This is a genomic window from Megasphaera sp. ASD88 (genome assembly GCF_002287425.1).
Classification (GTDB): Bacteria; Bacillota; Negativicutes; order Veillonellales; family Megasphaeraceae; genus Megasphaera; species Megasphaera stantonii.
In genome coordinates, this window is the sequence record NZ_NQXW01000020.1 from 1 (window position 1) to 15,244 (window position 15,244).

Genomic DNA, 15,244 nt, shown 5'->3' on the forward strand with positions numbered 1-15,244 from the left:
TTGAAACAGTTGTTGAATAATGCTGCGTTTTCCTTCGGTCATAATGACCTTATGTACCGGTTTCTTTTCTCTTGCCATGATAGTAAGCCTCCTATGATTTAGATTGTATCATAGAAGACCTATACCTGGCAGTTATTTACAGAAAAAGCTTCACATAGTCAACGAAAAAGCACTTGACATTTCTTAGCAAGGCTGGATAGATACCGTTAACAGAGTAACCAGCACATAGCAAGGCACCCTGGGAAGTTGCCGCTTCCCAGGGTGTTTTTTACAGCACATTTTACTCATATCGTTGCCTATTTGTAGTATATCAGCACCAATGCAGGGAGTCAATACGTTGCCGTGAATCTTCTGTTTCATATTGATCGCTCCATACATCGAACTTCACAAAATGCCGCACATAAAACCATCCTATTCTTTCCCATATTGCAAAAGAGGTTTCACCGTTTTCAAAAACAGTGAAACCTCTTTTTTTCTGGTGGAGATAAGCGGGATCGAACCGCTGACCTCTTGAATGCCATTCAAGCGCTCTCCCAGCTGAGCTATACCCCCATGTGTTTGACAAGGAGTATTATAGCATAGTGAAACTTATTTTGCAAGGGATTTTTTCCTAATATGTTGAGTCCTTGCATACAATCAACCTGATAGCTCAGCCAGAAGTCAAAGAGGTGGGTTAGCCGCCTCAGAAATTTTTTTAATCAGACAAAGGCCCACCGCATGCCGACATTCCACTGCCACGGTGTTTCTACATCTCCGCCAAAGGTTTTCACTACGTCGGCATATAGATAGCTGCTGTCGTTCACTTTATAATTAAACCCGAGGCCAGCTTCCCACCACGTATCGCCAATATCCTGACTGTAGCTGTTGCTCAATCCCTTCAGGCTTAAATACGTGTCGGCGCTGCCGGCAAAGTCATGCAGCAAGCTGGCTTTAGCGTATACGCTGCCTTTTTTGTCAAAGGCTTTGCCCACTTCAAACCCTACGCGGCCTACAGCGCTTTCCAGGCTGTCCTGACGGACGTGAATCCCGTTATTCGTCGTAAAATCTTCTCCGCCGATGCGCATAAGGGTCATCTGAGCCTGCGGCGTAACGTACCAGCCGTCTTTGAGATCAATTTTCCGGCCATATTCGCCGCTGAGGCTCGTTCCCCACATGTCGTAGTCGCCGTGCGTATGGCCTGCTTCGGTGTAAATGTCAAAGTCGTTGCTCAGGCGTCCCTGTTTCAGCACGATATCGGCATAGTGTCCATTACGGCCCAGCCATGTGCCGTACAGGCTCAGGGAGGTGCTGCGGTTTTCGCCCGTGCCCTGGGCATACGTCGTTTCGCCGTCGTTATGGCTCACTGCCGCGCCGTAATACCAGTTTCCGCGAGCCCAGTCATATCCAAGCTGGAAGAAATTATACTGGTTTTCATACTGGCTGTCGTAGTTAAATTCGCCGCGGCTCATGCGAGCCCAGATTCCCTGTCCGCCGTCGCTCTCGCGCAGATCACCGAGACGCTGGCTCAAGGTGCTGTCTTCCTGCCGCCATGCGACGATAGCCGTTTCGGCAATGTGCTTCATGGCGTCCATGGTCTTCGTTACCCGGTTGCCGCCGGTAATGTTGGTCACGGAACCACGGTTATTGTTAGCAGTATCAAATACCAAATCAGCACTGGCTTCCGGCGTAATAAGCCCTTCTTTAATTACGACTTTACCGTTAAGGTTATCATTATCACCGTCGTAATATACTTTTCCTGCTAATACGTTCAAATTTTCCTCTGTCTTATCAATATCCAGAGTATTAATAGACTTATTAGCTATACCTACATTGATAAAAGAGCCTTTTTCTGCATCAGTAAAAATAACCGAGCTGGTATCTATATTTACTACACCTTCCTTGTCCGTATCGTCGGCTTTAAATAAAATATTCCCTGTTCCCGAATACTTGGTAATACTGACATCAGCCCAAAAAGGAGTATCCACATAAATATTACCCTGATTCATTGTAAGCTCATTGACTTCACTATATCCGGTAGCAACCCACCGAGCACCGTTTGCCAAATTTAAAGTGCCCTTTTCGTCTTCAATACTACCGGTTAAGACAGAATCAGCAGTATTAAGATTTAGATTAATTGCCCCATCTCCACCATTAATGACATCACCATTTATTACGACACTGTTCGCAGTACCCTGATTTACATTAATAACCGAATCATCATAAGCAGTAATTGCAGATACATAAGCATCATCATTATCAGCAGTCGCAGTTATGCTACCGCCAGCAAAATTGATTTTACTATTGTATACTCCATATATACCTATTGCTTTAACATTCTTACCATTTTTAGCACTACCTCCAATAGTTTGTGCCGTAACATCAGCTATTCCTACATTAATAATGCCACCATCAGCATACACACCTCTAGCTTCTAATTCATCTTTACCTTGAGCCACGGCAGTTATGTCACCACCAGCTTTATCTACTTGTCCATCAAAAGTAAAAACACCGTTAGCATATGCCGGTTGCCCTTCGTTGTTAATTGCATGCACGCTGATGTCCCCATAACCAGTATTAATTACTCCGCCCTCCTCTGCCGTAATACCATTTGCAATAATTTCAGCAATATTTTCATTACCGGTTGCCATTACTATAACAGCTACGTCACCGGTTTCAATTTCTGTATTTCCATATGCCGCAACGCCAGAAGCACTTACAAAATCTAATCCACTTAAATCTTCACTTACAGAATTTGCTGTAACCTGTATACTTCCATCGCCCATAATAATTTTATTATTAGTGCCTGTACCAAAACTATTAAGTCCATATGCCTCAACACCATATTTAGCATTTAACATTTGTACATTGATATCCGCATTACCAATATTGATTACATTATTATCAGAAGGCGAAGGTGAAGTCAGATATACACCACTTCCCATTGCATAAGCATTTAATTCTGAATCCTCTACAAGTACATTAATATTTCCTCCGGCACTTCTATCTATTTCCTTATTACCATTACCTTGCAAATATATACCATATGTTGGATTAGCATTCTCCTTATTCGTCACAGATATATCTAGTTTTTCATTGATTATTATTTTATTAGCACTGCTATTTTCAGTATAATCTAAACTTATACCACGACTTTCATCATTGATAATTAACTTTGCATCTGTACCAAAGTTATAAGTATAATTGCCATTCCCATCAGTACTTTTTATTTCAGCACCATAATTTTCATTACCACTACTAATACTTTCCGTATACTCCGCCGCCAAGGCCGTATTAGCCGACAACACGCTTCCAGCCAACAGACACAACAACACCTTATATTTCATTTCTTTTTTCATAGTCTTACCTCCTGATTACGCAAATTCGACTGTCAGATTTCATGCACCCTGCCTATTACGGAAACGCAAAAAAAGACAGCATACGGCCAGGCTGCCTTACCAGGTGTTCTATATCAGGGCATACGTATCCCGTTATCATTTGCTGTTCAGAAAGCATTACACGCTTATGTTCATACCCCCCCCCCGTAAATGGAGTTGCCCACAGGGAGCTTACTGGTTCACAGCCGTGCTGTCTCCAACGTTTGTTCACGATTCTTCACCTCCTGTTGCAGTATGATGTATTGTATATAGTTAAGCATACCATTAGTTTGGCAGCTTTACAACGGATTGCCATTGAAAATATTGCAAGAAAAAGGGGCTGAAAGGTGCAAAATATGCATACGTTTCAACCCTTTTCTTACATTTTAGTTTTATGAATTAAGCCGTACTGTAAAGGTAATTGCGCCGTCCTTGTACGCTACGCCGAGCTTTCCCTTCAAAAGCTGGGCCAGTTCCTCTGCCATGGACAGACCGATACCGTAGCCGGCTTTTTGGCTGTTGTGGGATTCGTCGCCGCGGTAAAAACGCTCGAAGAAGTGAGAGTAATCCATATTGGCTCCATCGGCGTAGGTATTGGAAATCGCCACGAGAGCGCCCTTCTGCTTTTTGGCCGTCGTCACCGAAACGGCTATGGCGCCGCCGTCGTCGCAATATTTTACGGCGTTGTCCATGAGGATATTGACGAGGGTATAGAGGCGCTTCGAGTCGGAGCGGACGACGACGCCCGGCGCTATCTCCGTGGAAATCGTCTTTCCCGCCTCCTGGGCCACCATCTGGAACGATTCGGCGACGGCCGCCGCAAGCTCCGATACGTTTACGTCTTCCATGACCAGTTCCTGCTTCTGCTCGTCCATCTTGGACAGCATGATGAGGTCGTTGATGAGCTTGGACAGGCGCTGGACCTGCTTTAAGATATTTTCCGTCCACTGGCTCTTGCCGCTGATGAGCTCCAAGGCTTCCGTATTGGCCGATATGATGGCAATAGGCGTCTTCAGCTCGTGGCCGGCGTTGGTAATAAACCGCTTTTGGTTTTCCATATTGCGGATAAAGGGCTTAATGGCCAGGTTGCACAGCGCGGCCAGGATAACGACGTACAGGATGATGCATCCCACGCCGAACCACAGGGAATAGCGCATAAAGGTCCTGACGGCGGCGACATCGCGGGTGCAGTCCATGATAACGATGAGGTAATCGCCATTAGGTTGGGGCGTAATCATGTATCCGTAGCTGGCCTTGTTCTTTTCAAAAAAGCCCTGCGGCTGGCCTTTTGCGACGGTCGTCCTGGCGTATTGTATCGCCTCTTCCTTCGTAAAGGCGGCGATGTTGGCGATATTGATGTCACGGGCATAGCCTTCGTCGTCGACTAAGATGCTGAAATACCGAAGCTGATAGGAAAAATCCGGCGTATTCTGGGACCAGTCGGTCTCGCCGAACCAGCTCGTTTCCTTCGGCGACGTATACAGGGGCACCTTGCCGCCGTTTTGCGAAATATACGACAAGATCGTCTCTACCTGCGCTTCCATGCGCATGTAGCTGATCGTATTGATAAGCCCCAGCGCGCCGGCTACGATGATGACGACGCCGACTGTCGCGACTAAAATAAACTTTCGCCGCAGCTTTTTGATCATGTCCATGAACGATGCACCGAACCTCTCCCGCTTACTCTCCTTCGTTTCTCGCAATCAGGGAAAAGGCCTTCCCCTTTTCCCCGGCAATCTGGATATCGGCCTGAATGGCTTCTAATTTTTCCCGCAGGTACGACACGTATATCCAGACGATTTCCTCCGTCACATCGTCTTCGTCCTTCCAGACGTGGGCGAAAATCGTCTCCGTCGGCAGCTCCTTGCCGGCGTTGAGCATAAAGAACTTCATGAGCCGCGTTTCCTTATTGCCCAGGCGGACGGAGCTTTTGCAGGATAATTCCTGTTCCTCTACGTCCAGCTCGACAGCGCCGGCTGAAAGGGCCGTCGGCGTAAAGGCCGAGCCGGAACGCCGCGTCATGGAGCGGATGCGGGCCAGCAGCTCGCCCATGGCGAAGGGCTTGGTCAGATAATCGTCAGCGCCGGCGTCGAGGCCCGTAATCCTGTCGTCTACTTCGGCCTTTGCCGTCAGCATGATGACCGGCGTCGTATCGCCGCTGCCGCGCAGCTCCTTCAGCGCGCTGACGCCGTCGAGCTTCGGCATCATGATGTCGAATATCATGCAGTCGTAGGCGCCGGAACGACCCTTTTCCACGGCAGACAAGCCGTCGTACACGGCGTCCACTTCATATCCCGAATGCTCCAGCACGGCGACCAGGGCCATGGACATGGCTTTTTCGTCTTCTGCCAGTAATAATTTCATTTCGTATACTCTCCTTTAATGGTCTGCGTGAATCAGATTCCGAATCGTCTGCATGGACAAGTCGCAGGCCGCCAGTTCGTCGGCGCAGCGCTTCAATTCCCGGACGATCATTTCGGGATTCTTAATATCGTGCTTGTATTTCATCTGGTGCTCCAAGCTGGCCCACGAATCCATGGCAATCGTCCGCAGCTGGATTTCGGCAAAGAAATGGCCCGGATTGTTGCCTTCCACGTCTTCATAGGGCGCTTCGATGTCGATAATCATGTGGTAGCTGCGGTAGCCGTTGGGCTTTACATTTTGGATGTAATCCTTTTCTTCTACGACGCAGACGCCCGGTATCGCCTTGATAGCTTCGATATTCCTGTAAATATCGTCGAGAAAGCAGCAGACGATGCGCAGGCCGATGGCGTCGCGAATGTCGTGCAGGGCGGAATAGGCCGTCTGCGGCAAGCCCTTGCGCAGGCATTTTTCCATCATGCTGTCCGGCGACTTGATGCGGTACAATAAATGCTCGTAAGCCGCTTCGCCGCTTTTTTCCTTGATGCCATCGCTGTAGGCCTGAATGCGTTCGACCAGCTCATCCATGACGCGCTGCAGAGACGGCCCGTAGGAACCATATATAGTCGATGTCCAATCCATGTGTTTCACCTGATTTCTATAAAAAGAATGTAGCACAGCTGTTTTTATATTATACCATAGGTCCGCCCAGTCCGTCCTGCCAAAAGAGAAAAGCGCATGGCCGCGCCGTATCGTACCGGCAGCGTCCATGCGCTCTGTATGCTGGTTGTATTATCGTTCCATAAAGGCCTTCAGCTGCTCCGGATAGGGCAGTCCTTCGTTGTCGCCGCGGCTCATGACCTGGATGGCGCCGATTGCCGTGCCTCGACGGACGGCTTCTTTCAAGGGCATGCCTTCCATGAGGGCCGTAATGACGCCGGCGGCAAAGCCGTCGCCTGCGCCGACCGTATCGACGACGGTTTCGACCTTAAAGCCAGGAACCATGTATTCCTCGTCTTTCGTCGAAACGAAGGCCCCGTCGCCGCCGCACTTTGTCACGACGGCTTTCGCGCCGTTCTGCAAATAAAATGCGTTGATTTCCTTCGGATCATCGCTGCCCATGAGGATCTTGCCTTCAGCTGTACCGGGCAGAACCATGTCGGCCTTAGCGGCCAGCCGGTTCAGCGTCTGCACCATGACGTCCTGGCTGGGCCAGAGCTGCGGGCGAAGGTTGGGGTCGAAGCTGATGAACAGTCCTGCTTCGCGGGCCTTATCGAACATGAGGTCGACAGCTTCCCGCGTCGAATCCGACAAAGCCGGCAAAATTCCCGTGACATGAAGGTGCGTATACTCGGAAAACTGAATTTTTTCCACGTCTTCGACAGACAAGGTCGACGCAGCGGAACCGGCGCGGAAATAGAAAATATCCGGGTCGCCTTCGCTGACGCGGCTTTTCAGCATAAAGCCCGTCTTTTTGTCGTCGCTCCACGTCACGAATTCGCTGCCGATGCCGTTGGCCGTCAGCACGTGAATAATGCGCTGTCCGAAGGGATCTCTCCCCAATTTCGTCATGTACGTAACGCGATGGCTCAGACGAGCCGCTCCTACGGCTACGTTGAATTCCGCTCCGGCAACGGCCAGGTCATAGCCGCTGACGCTGTCCAGAGAGCCTTCGCTCTGCGCGATGAGGAGCCCCATCGGTTCGCCCGCTAAAATTAATCCAGTCTTCATCACCTTCACACCTTTCGTCAATATAGAACAGGCCGCAACGCAATAGATATTTTATGAAAGCGCTACCGCAAACAAAGCAAAAAAATACTCTTGATTTCCTGATACGCTTCCCAGTGTGTTTCACACTAAAAAGCTGATGAACAAGCTCATTATATCTCATATTTATATCTTCTGCAATATATTTCACCATATAGTAAACGCATACATAGTACCGGTTTATTTACCCTAAGGCAACGATATTTGTGTTTTAATTGCGAAAGCGTTTACACGTGATATATTTCATCCAAAACAACACCTCAATGCCCTGCCGCATAGAATTATAAAAAAATACCGCATGTTCCCGTACATACGATTCGGAACATGCGGTATTTACATATATCAGCGGATTATCTGAATGGCCTGCCGCGCCATGACGGCGTAGCCTTCTTCATTGGGGTGAACGCCGTCGGCGTACAGGTTTGTCTGGCCTTCTTGTTCTGCCTGCAGCATTGCGCTGTAAAAGTCGACGGCAGCGAAATGGTATTGTTGGGCCAGCTGCAGCAGCCATTGGCGGTGGCTGCGCAGGGCTTCGTTGTGACGGGCTACGTCATGTCTTCCCTGCCATCCGAACAGGGCGCTTTCCTCCTTGGTCAGGATGGGCACGCCGACGTACACAGCTTTTTTCTCGCGCTGAAAGAGGCGGGCGACGGCTTCCAGGTTTTGTCTTATCTGGTCCGGCGAAATATCCATGAGGATATCGTTGGAGCCGCCCATAAAGAAGAAGGCGTCGAACGAGTCCAGCTTCATGCGCTGGGTCCGGTACAGCATGCCGCCCGTCGTATCGCCGCACAGGCCTTCGTTGCAGACGGAAATTCCCTTTTCCTTCGCCAGTCTTGTCGTCCAGCGGCAGTCGCAGGCGACGTCGTAACCGTAGGTCAGGCTGTCGCCCAAACATAACAACTTCATAGGCTCTTCCTTTCTCAGATCTTCATTTGCCGCAGCGAATCAACAGCCGCTTCCGTCGAAACCCAGGGAACGGGGAAGGTGCATCCCGCCTTTTCCAAATCGAGCTGGCAGGCGAATACCTGAGGAATGGCCGATTTATATACGTCGTGGTCGTACATATAGCGCAGCGTCGTTTCTACGTCGGCATCGCAGACGATTTTCCCTTCGTCGAGGAGCACCAGCCGGTTGGCGTACGGCAGGGCAGCTTCCAGAGAATGCTCGATGACCACGATAGTGTGGCCGTACTTGACGTTGAGTTCGTGGATGAGCTCATAAAAGGCGTGGGTGCCTTCCGGGTCGAGGGCCGACGTCGGTTCGTCGAACACGAGGATATCCGGGTTGGTCGCCAATACGCCGGCAATGACCAGCCGCTGGCGCTGGCCGCCGGACAAATTGCTGAGCGGACGATGGCGGTACGGCGTCATGCTGACCTTTTCCAGGGCTTCCGTAATGGCCGCTTCGATTTTTTCCGGCGCGACGCCTTTATTTTCCAGGCTGAAGGCGATTTCTTCTTCTACGGTCATGGCGACGAGCTGGCTGTCGTAATCGTCAAGCATCGCGCCGACGCGGCCGGCCAGATCGGAAATCGTCGTCTGGGTCGTAGCCTTGCCGTCGACGTATACCATGCCCTTCATGACGCCGCCGAAATAATGGGGAATGGCGCCGGTCATGGCCATGCACAGGGAGCTCTTGCCGCTGCCGCTCTCGCCGGTCACGACGAGGAAGTCGCCCTTGTGCAGCACCATGGAAACGTCGTCCAGGACGGGCTGCTTCCGCTTATTGTAGATGTATGTCAGATGCTCGATGGAAATGAGCCCCTCCTGAGAGGGCTTTAAGTCGTACATGCTGTGGTCTGAAGCCACTTCCTGCTCTTCCAGCGAATCGAGGATGCCCCGGGCCACGAACAGCCGCAGGGCCGGGAAATACATGACCGGCGTGACGACGGCGTTCAGCAGGCCGATAACCACGACCAGGGGCAGCATGCCGGCGAAGTAGACGCTGTTTGGCAGGCCCATGACAATCTTCAAAATGGTGACGAAGATACCGCCGCTCATACAGGTCGCGGCAAAGCCGGTCAGCACGGGAAGGCACGAGTGGCCTTTGATTTTTATAAACGACAGATTCTTTACGATAAACGTACAGGTCAGGGCGCCCATGGGCTCGCTGATGAGGTTGCCGTAGGGAAATCCCGATTTCGACGTCAGCACGTTGACTAGGGCGGCGACGAGGCCGATGCCCACGGCCTGCCGGTACGAGGGCTTGGTCAGGCAGATGGCGACGCAGTACGTGGCGATCGTCCAGTTCGGCGTAATGCCGCCGACGCTGGGCGATACGAGATGAAGTATCGTGCCGATGGCCAGCATGAGCGTCGTAATGGTAATCCAGCGGAACTGTCCGCCCTGGCGGTGGTGAAATTCCAACGCGGCAATATCTTCTACTTGTTTCATACCTGTTCCTCCTTATACCAATCCATGAAGCCGCATGTACACGACAACGCAACTGACCGCCGCCATGACGGCCATGACGGCGTAATCCCTTCCCTTAGGCCGGACGTTGCTCATAAAGCTGTGCTCGCTGCTGCCGAAGCCGCGCAGCTCCAGGCTTAAAGCCATCGTTTCCGACCGTCCCAGAGACTTGAGCATGAGCGGCTGGATGACGCTCATATAGTGGATCATCTTCTTGACGACGTTGCCCTTCGTAGATAGGCCGCGGCAGGCCTGAGCCTCCTGAACGGCCTTGCTTTCGGCGATAAAATCGGGGACAAAGCGCAGGGCCGCCGTAAACATAAAGGCGTATTCATAGGGAATTTTTACCTGCTTGACCAGAGCCGCCGTCAAATCCTGCAGCCGCGTCGTCGTCAGCAAGATGATGAATACGACGGTCATGGCCATCATGCGCAGGCCTGTGATATACGCCGATTCGAGGGAACCGCCGCCGACGAGCTGGACCAGCCCGAGAAAGACGGCGAAGACGGCCAGGCTGCATACGGCCTTGAGATTGCGGCTCAGGCTGCCGCACATCGCCAGCAGCAACAGCTCCGCCGCCACGAGGACGACGAGGGGGGCCGTCGTGTTGATGACTAAGGCCCAAAAGGAAAAGGCAAAGGTGCCAATTAATTTCGTAATCGGTACAAATCGCTTCATCATCGGTTCCCTCCTATACGCCGCAGCATTTCTTCCGTAAATTCCTTCATCGACCGGCAGTATTTCATGCCCGGCACGGCCATAGACAGGGCCACCGACTCGGGGCGGCTCAGGCCTAAATCGTACAGGTCTTCGCGCTGCGTAAACAGCTCCTGCGGCGTGCCGTCAAAGGCCTTCGTATGGTTGCCGATGACGATAACCCGCTGGCAGTATTGGGCGAATATATCCATGTCATGAGAAATGATGAGGATGGTCATGCCCTTTTTATTCAGGTCGGTCAGCAGCTCCATGAGCATTTTCTTATCGGCGCTGTCCTGCCCGCTCGTCGGTTCGTCCAAGATGATGCAGCTCGTGTGCATGGCAATGGCTGAGGCGATGGCTACGCGCTGCTTTTCGCCGCGGTTGAGGTTCGGCGGATAGGCCTTGGCCAAATGGGACAGGCCCGTCATGGTCAACGCCTCGGCGACGGCCGCTGCCGCCTCGTCCCGGCTCATGCCCAGCTGCTGCGGGCCGTAAGCTACTTCATCCTCAACGGTCGAACGGAACATCTGCCGTTCAGGCCGCTGAAATACGTAGCCGATGTAATGGCTGCGGGCCGACGCATCGTCGTCGTTGATGACCTTGCCGTCATGAAGGATTTCTCCCGATACGGGCTTTTCCAATCCCATGAGCAGGCGCGTCACCGTCGTCTTGCCGCAGCCGTTGCGGCCGCCCAGGCCGATGAACTCGCCCGGACCGATTCGTATATTAATATGTTCTAATACGGGCACGCCGTTTCCATAATTAAAACAGACATCCTTAAACTCCAGCATTCGGTCTCCTCCTATATATGCACAAAAAAAGCCTTTCATCCCCTTGTGTTCAGGGACGAAAAGCTTATGTTACTGTTTCCGCGGTGCCACCCAAATTGGCTGTCTCCAGCCCAGCTCTACATGTACGGCCTATGCGATACACGCTTCTTTGATATCGGTGGAAATACACCGGCAGGCCCTACTAGTCGCCGTTCAGGCCGCGTCTCCCGAATCCATTCCATAGGCTGATCTGGGCCGAACTCCCACTGCCATCGGCTCGCTGCTCCTGTCGCTACATATGTACTCGTTTCGTTCATAGACTTCATTTATAAAATTAATATAAGTATACCTGAAATTCGCCTCTTGTCAATACTAATACAGCTGCCGCAGAAAATCTGTCTTGGTTGACGATATAAAAAACGTTCGGTACTATATGAATAGATACCATATACATGCCCGCTCTCTGCCAGTGGTGTACTAAGGAGTTGATCTTCATGAAACGCAAGGCCTTTCAGGCTGCCCTGCCTTATACGCTGCCGATTTTCATAGGATTCCTGTTTATCGGACTCTCCTACGGCTTCCTTATGGCCAGCAAAGGCTTTTCCATCTTTTATCCAATCATCATGAGCATCGTCATCTTTGCCGGCGCGATGCAGTTTGTCGCAGTGTCGCTTCTGCTGTCAGCATTTCACCCGCTGTATGCTTTTCTGATGACTCTCATGGTCAATGCCCGCCATTTGTTTTACGGCATTTCTATGTTGGAAAAATACAAGGGCACGGGATGGAAAAAACCGTATCTTCTCTTTGGCCTCGGCGATGAAGCTTTCTCTATCAACTGCACCGTCGAACCGCCGGCCGGCGTAGACAAAAACTGGTTCCGATTCTTCGTCACCCTCCTGATTCACCTATATTGGATTGTCAGCACAGTTTTAGGGGCTGTACTGGGAGCATATATCCGCTTCGATACGACAGGCATTGATTTCGTCATGACCGCTTTATTCGTCGTCTTGTTCCTTGGACAGTGGGAACACAAAAGTGCGCGGCGCTCAGCCATAACCGGTATTGCCTGCACGCTGCTGGCGCTGGCAATATTCGGCAGCAGCCAATTCGTTATCCCGGCTATGATACTCATTACTGGAATTTTGTTGTGGAAAAAGAATGTATATCTGACTAAGGAGGACCCCTTATGATTATGACACCTTTTGAAATGCTGCTGACCATTGGCGCTATCGCCTTGGGGACAATGCTTACCAGGTTTCTTCCTTTCCTTATCTTTTCCAAAGGCAATCCGCCGGCCTTCATTTCCTATCTGGGCACGGTACTGCCTCCGGCAGCAGTTGGCCTGCTCGTCGTCTATTGCCTGAAGGACGCCGTGTTTACGTCCTATCATGCCCTGCCGGAACTCATCGCCATTGCGCTCATCGTTCTTCTTCATAAATGGCGGCACAGCATGTTTCTCAGCATCGGCGGTGGCACGGCTTTTTACATGTTCCTCGTCCAAGTCGTCTTTCGCTGACTCTATATGAATGCATAGAGACAGGCCATATTTTCTATAGGTTTTATGGCCTGTCTTGTGTTATAATGGGTGCTATGAATATTGCAGAAAGCAGTTTGAAAAGGTTAGAAAGGAGCTTTGATACATGAACGCAGTATTCGTAGACTTTGAAATGAACCCTATCGGACGGAGCCAGAAGGAAGCGCGCCGCATCTGCAAGGGAGAAATCATCGAAATAGGCGCCGTCAAGATCAACGAGGACGGCGAAGAAATAGGGTCGTATAAAGAATACGTCCGGCCGGAATACGCTACGGAAATGAACGCCACTTGTCAGGAGCTGACGGGTATCACCATGGAGATGCTCGCCGATGCGCCCCATTTCAGCCAGGCCTTCGCCCATTTCCTCAGCTGGTGCCGCGACTCGAACGGCAACGACTACGAAATGTACGCCTGGAGCGAAAACGACTGGCGGCAGCTGACCTGCGAAATGCGGCTGAAAAAGCTGGACATGGCCGACGAGGACATCCGCTGGATGCTCGACCACTGGCAGAACTTCCAGCAGATTTACTGCAACCTGCTGGGGCTGGACAACGTCATTTCCCTGGATAAGGCCGTCAGCACCCTGGGAGAAACCTTCGACGGCCAGATGCACGACGCCCTGTGGGACGCCCGCAATACGTCGAAGCTGTACGTCTTGTCCAAGAAGAAGGACGAGTTCCGCGACATCATGCAGCCGATTATCGACGCGACCAAACCGGCGGAACCGCTGACCTTCTCCCTGGCCGACGCCTTCCGCGCCGCCATCCGAAAATAATCATTGCAGAAAGAAAGGGATTTTACTTGAGCGAAGCAAGCTCCCGCATTCTCTATATTTTTCTCGACATCGTCCTGCCCCTGGCCGTGGGCTACGCCTTAAAGCAGCGGCGTCTCATGTCGCCGTCCCAGTGCAACTTTCTCATCCGCTTCAACATCATCTGCGTCATGTCCGTCCTGGCCCTGCTCAGCATGTGGGTCCTGCCGCTGAAGCCCGACCTGTTGTCGCTGCCTTTCTTCGCGTTTTTCAACGCCTTCTTTCCCCTGGCTATCATCTTCCTGCTCCACCGGCAGCGGCGGTTTACCGACAAGATAGATAAGGGCAGCTACCTCATTTCGGCGATGCCCTCCAACACGACGGCCCTGGGCGGCCTGTGCGGCTACCTGCTGTACGGCGAAGTCGCCTTTGCCTACTCGCAGATCATCGGCGCGTTCCAGGGGCTGGTCATGTTCTTCGTCCTCTTCCCCATGGGCTACTATTACCACAACAGCGGGCAGACGACGAATATCCCGGCCTTCTTTAAGGCCAACTGGAAAAACATCTTCATCAACTGGAACCAGTTGTCCATTCTCGCCATCATCGCCGGCATCGTGCTGTACGTCTCCGGCGTACCGAGGCCGGCCGTGCTGGGGCAGATCTTTCAGGGCCTGGTCCATGTCAACGCCTGGGCGGCTCTGCTTCCCATCGGCTACCTCATCGATTTTTCCCATCTCAAGGTATACTGCAAGCCGACCCTCGACCTCATCCCCATCAAGATGATCCTGACGCCGGCTGCGTCGTACGTGCTGGCCCTGCAGTTTACATCCGACCCGGTGCTGCTGGGCTCGCTGCTCATCATGATGGCCACGCCCTGCGCCATCAACGCCTTGGTGACGGCGCGGCTCTATGACTTGAACGTCAACCTGTCCATGGCCCCGTTCATCACGACGACGATTTTGTATATTCTCATCTTATACCCGGCATTTTACCTCCTCGTGTCTTTGGGGTATCTGCCATTTAAATAAAAAGCGTATCCGCGCCGATGGGCCGGATACGCTTTTTTGCTTATGACGATAACGAAATGACGCAGGTTACTTTTCTGCCAGCACGGCGCTGCCGATGACGACCCGCAGGATCTCATTAGTTCCTTCACCGATTTCCATGAGCTTATTGTCGCGCAGGAGACGTTCTACGTTGTATTCCTTGCTGTAGCCATTGCCGCCCAGGATCTGAATCGCGTCGAGGCAGATCTGCGTGGCGTGGGTAGAGGCCAGCAGCTTGGCTTCAGCCGCCAATTTCGAGCAGCGCGCTCCCGTGGCCTTTAAGGCCGCCGCGTCGTAGAGCATCAGGTTCATGGCGTCGATATACATGGACATATTCGCCAGCTTAAAAGAAACGCCCTGGAACTTGGCGATAGGCTTGCCAAAGGCCGTGCGCTGCAGGGAGTATTCCTTGGCAATCTGCATGGCGTGCTCGGCAATGCCCGTAGAAATAGCGGCGCAGCTGATGCGGCCGCCGTCCAGCCCTTCCATGGCGTAGACGAAGCCCTTGCCTTCTTCGCCGAGGAGGGCGTCGGCAGGCAGCTTCATGTC

The 15,244-nt window shown here is 51.8% G+C and carries 14 protein-coding genes and 1 tRNA gene; 4 read left to right on the top strand and 11 right to left on the bottom strand.

What is annotated here, in order from left to right; translation table 11 throughout:
- Nucleotides 1-476: 476 nt before the first annotated feature.
- The 10 genes from CJ260_RS09645 to CJ260_RS09690 all read right to left on the bottom strand — a co-directional run bounded on the left by CJ260_RS09645 (nucleotide 477) and on the right by CJ260_RS09690 (nucleotide 11,385).
- Nucleotides 477-552: transfer RNA gene (locus CJ260_RS09645), tRNA-Ala, on the bottom strand.
- A 146-nt stretch (nucleotides 553-698) separates the two neighbouring features.
- A complete protein-coding gene (locus tag CJ260_RS09650; protein WP_095630032.1) occupies nucleotides 699-3,335 on the bottom strand; it encodes an autotransporter outer membrane beta-barrel domain-containing protein in 2,637 nt (878 codons plus the stop codon).
- Between the two features lie 410 nt (nucleotides 3,336-3,745).
- Nucleotides 3,746-5,008, bottom strand: coding sequence for a HAMP domain-containing sensor histidine kinase (locus CJ260_RS09655; RefSeq protein WP_095630033.1), 1,263 nt, complete (start codon nucleotides 5,006-5,008; stop codon nucleotides 3,746-3,748).
- 25 nt (nucleotides 5,009-5,033) lie between these two features.
- Entirely contained in the window at nucleotides 5,034-5,717 is a 684-nt protein-coding gene (locus tag CJ260_RS09660) for a response regulator transcription factor (RefSeq protein ID WP_095630034.1), read from the bottom strand.
- 15 nt (nucleotides 5,718-5,732) lie between these two features.
- Nucleotides 5,733-6,356 (bottom strand): GTP pyrophosphokinase family protein, encoded by a 624-nt coding sequence (locus CJ260_RS09665; protein WP_095630035.1) that lies wholly within the window; start codon nucleotides 6,354-6,356, stop codon nucleotides 5,733-5,735.
- 150 nt (nucleotides 6,357-6,506) lie between these two features.
- Complete coding sequence (locus CJ260_RS09670) at nucleotides 6,507-7,445, bottom strand: sugar kinase (protein WP_233127950.1); 939 nt, start codon at nucleotides 7,443-7,445, stop codon at nucleotides 6,507-6,509.
- A 378-nt stretch (nucleotides 7,446-7,823) separates the two neighbouring features.
- Nucleotides 7,824-8,390 carry a GDSL-type esterase/lipase family protein gene (locus CJ260_RS09675; RefSeq protein ID WP_095630036.1) on the bottom strand — a complete coding sequence of 189 codons (567 nt, stop codon included), beginning with the start codon at nucleotides 8,388-8,390 and terminating at the stop codon, nucleotides 7,824-7,826.
- Nucleotides 8,391-8,404: 14 nt separating this feature from the next.
- On the bottom strand, nucleotides 8,405-9,877 hold the full coding sequence (locus CJ260_RS09680; RefSeq protein ID WP_095630037.1) for a tryptophan transporter: 1,473 nt from the start codon (nucleotides 9,875-9,877) through the stop codon (nucleotides 8,405-8,407).
- Between the two features lie 12 nt (nucleotides 9,878-9,889).
- Complete coding sequence (locus CJ260_RS09685; protein WP_162860325.1) at nucleotides 9,890-10,573, bottom strand: energy-coupling factor transporter transmembrane protein EcfT; 684 nt, start codon at nucleotides 10,571-10,573, stop codon at nucleotides 9,890-9,892.
- Complete coding sequence (locus CJ260_RS09690; RefSeq protein ID WP_095630038.1) at nucleotides 10,573-11,385, bottom strand: energy-coupling factor ABC transporter ATP-binding protein; 813 nt, start codon at nucleotides 11,383-11,385, stop codon at nucleotides 10,573-10,575. The genes CJ260_RS09685 and CJ260_RS09690 overlap by 1 nt, the downstream gene beginning before the upstream one ends.
- Nucleotides 11,386-11,858: 473 nt before the next feature.
- Here CJ260_RS09690 and CJ260_RS09695 point away from each other — a divergent pair, with 473 nt between their 5' ends.
- The 4 genes from CJ260_RS09695 to CJ260_RS09710 all read left to right on the top strand — a co-directional run bounded on the left by CJ260_RS09695 (nucleotide 11,859) and on the right by CJ260_RS09710 (nucleotide 14,677).
- The gene (locus CJ260_RS09695; protein WP_087477568.1) at nucleotides 11,859-12,554 is read left to right on the top strand and encodes an AzlC family ABC transporter permease; all 696 of its coding nucleotides are present in this window, start codon (nucleotides 11,859-11,861) and stop codon (nucleotides 12,552-12,554) included.
- Nucleotides 12,551-12,880 (top strand): branched-chain amino acid transporter permease, encoded by a 330-nt coding sequence (locus CJ260_RS09700; RefSeq protein ID WP_198643558.1) that lies wholly within the window; start codon nucleotides 12,551-12,553, stop codon nucleotides 12,878-12,880. Before CJ260_RS09695 ends, CJ260_RS09700 begins: the two co-directional genes overlap by 4 nt.
- 124 nt (nucleotides 12,881-13,004) lie before the next feature.
- On the top strand, nucleotides 13,005-13,673 hold the full coding sequence (locus CJ260_RS09705; RefSeq protein WP_087477569.1) for a 3'-5' exonuclease: 669 nt from the start codon (nucleotides 13,005-13,007) through the stop codon (nucleotides 13,671-13,673).
- A gap of 26 nt (nucleotides 13,674-13,699) precedes the next feature.
- Nucleotides 13,700-14,677, top strand: coding sequence for an AEC family transporter (locus CJ260_RS09710; protein WP_087477570.1), 978 nt, complete (start codon nucleotides 13,700-13,702; stop codon nucleotides 14,675-14,677).
- A 66-nt stretch (nucleotides 14,678-14,743) separates the two neighbouring features.
- On the opposite strand, the gene CJ260_RS13375 is transcribed toward CJ260_RS09710, so the two are convergent.
- Nucleotides 14,744-15,241 carry an acyl-CoA dehydrogenase family protein gene (locus CJ260_RS13375; RefSeq protein WP_304442057.1) on the bottom strand — a complete coding sequence of 166 codons (498 nt, stop codon included), beginning with the start codon at nucleotides 15,239-15,241 and terminating at the stop codon, nucleotides 14,744-14,746.
- Nucleotides 15,242-15,244 lie beyond the last annotated feature (3 nt).

Bases quoted from the DNA above. Each gene is read 5' to 3' on its own strand.
- CJ260_RS09650 (WP_095630032.1), bottom strand. From the start codon at position 3,335: ATGAAAAAAGAAATGAAATATAAGGTGTTGTTGTGTCTGTTGGCTGGA.
- CJ260_RS09655 (WP_095630033.1), bottom strand. From the start codon at position 5,008: ATGGACATGATCAAAAAGCTGCGGCGAAAGTTTATTTTAGTCGCGACA.
- CJ260_RS09660 (WP_095630034.1), bottom strand. From the start codon at position 5,717: ATGAAATTATTACTGGCAGAAGACGAAAAAGCCATGTCCATGGCCCTG.
- CJ260_RS09665 (WP_095630035.1), bottom strand. From the start codon at position 6,356: ATGGATTGGACATCGACTATATATGGTTCCTACGGGCCGTCTCTGCAG.
- CJ260_RS09670 (WP_233127950.1), bottom strand. From the start codon at position 7,445: ATGAAGACTGGATTAATTTTAGCGGGCGAACCGATGGGGCTCCTCATC.
- CJ260_RS09675 (WP_095630036.1), bottom strand. From the start codon at position 8,390: ATGAAGTTGTTATGTTTGGGCGACAGCCTGACCTACGGTTACGACGTC.
- CJ260_RS09680 (WP_095630037.1), bottom strand. From the start codon at position 9,877: ATGAAACAAGTAGAAGATATTGCCGCGTTGGAATTTCACCACCGCCAG.
- CJ260_RS09685 (WP_162860325.1), bottom strand. From the start codon at position 10,573: ATGAAGCGATTTGTACCGATTACGAAATTAATTGGCACCTTTGCCTTT.
- CJ260_RS09690 (WP_095630038.1), bottom strand. From the start codon at position 11,385: ATGCTGGAGTTTAAGGATGTCTGTTTTAATTATGGAAACGGCGTGCCC.
- CJ260_RS09695 (WP_087477568.1), top strand. From the start codon at position 11,859: ATGAAACGCAAGGCCTTTCAGGCTGCCCTGCCTTATACGCTGCCGATT.
- CJ260_RS09700 (WP_198643558.1), top strand. From the start codon at position 12,551: ATGATTATGACACCTTTTGAAATGCTGCTGACCATTGGCGCTATCGCC.
- CJ260_RS09705 (WP_087477569.1), top strand. From the start codon at position 13,005: ATGAACGCAGTATTCGTAGACTTTGAAATGAACCCTATCGGACGGAGC.
- CJ260_RS13375 (WP_304442057.1), bottom strand. From the start codon at position 15,241: ATGAAGCTGCCTGCCGACGCCCTCCTCGGCGAAGAAGGCAAGGGCTTC.